The 927-nt window shown below is 42.3% G+C and carries 1 protein-coding gene; it reads right to left on the reverse strand.

Annotation, left to right across the window (positions count from 1 at the left end):
• Positions 1-132: 132 nt before the first annotated feature.
• The coding region (locus AC0QHF_RS00285; protein ID WP_324702193.1) for a GUN4 domain-containing protein at positions 133-927 on the reverse strand (795 nt) is incomplete at its 5' end.

Here is a 927-nt window from a genome sequence, read left to right on the forward strand (position 1 = left end):
AGAGGTGTCAGGTCATAGCCACACACCGCACAGGTTTCGACCTCATTTTCCGTATATTCCGTTTCACAAACCGGACATTTCATAACAGTGCTTTAGGAGATAGTTTGGTTTATAAATTGAAGGTGTTATGTGCTACAGATTACAAGTCTCGACGCGAGATAAGAGATCAATAATACAAATGACTTGAGTAGAAATCATAAAAATAACGCACACTTCTAACGGGAGATGGCCCTTTTCGGCTCTCATTGAAAATGTGCCATCTGACAATGACAACCACGACCCCTTCACTCGCCATCTTACCTTGTCAGCAAACCAATACCATATTGTATCACCTGGATAGCTCCCATCGAGCCTTCCCCCAGAGTTGATGTAAATTTGCTTCTGGGCACTAAACCCGAAGCGTCCGTTACTGTATTTGACCCAAAGACCATCGATAATTCGCAAATCCTCACAGGGAAAGTTTTTGATATCATCTGAATCTAAATATCCCCGTTGTGTTTGTCCTGCAACCTCTAACATTGCCCGAGCCGTTTCTTCGTCAGCAGCTTTCCAGTTGCCAGATTTCAAAAATATTTTGAGTTGGTTATAATCGAAACCAGAAGATTTAGACACGATGGAAATCTCTCGCACTTCTGATAAAATCGGCTTTATTTCAGATTTGATAGCTTCTATAATTTTCGTTTCTTGCTGTGATTGCTGATTGGTTAAGTTTTCAATTTTCCGATTCATTTCATCCAACTGTAATTGCAGATTCTGCAATTGTTGCTGATTCTGTTCCTTGTTCAAACGGTCGATGCGTTCCACAATGCCATCCAACTGAGACTGAAACTGAGATACCATCTTCTGTGCTGACTGTAGCTGACACTGGGACTGTTGCCAAACCCGCTTGGCGGCGGCGATGCGTTTTCTCTCTTTCTCCAAAAAGAC

This window comes from Lyngbya sp. CCY1209, assembly GCF_055795065.1.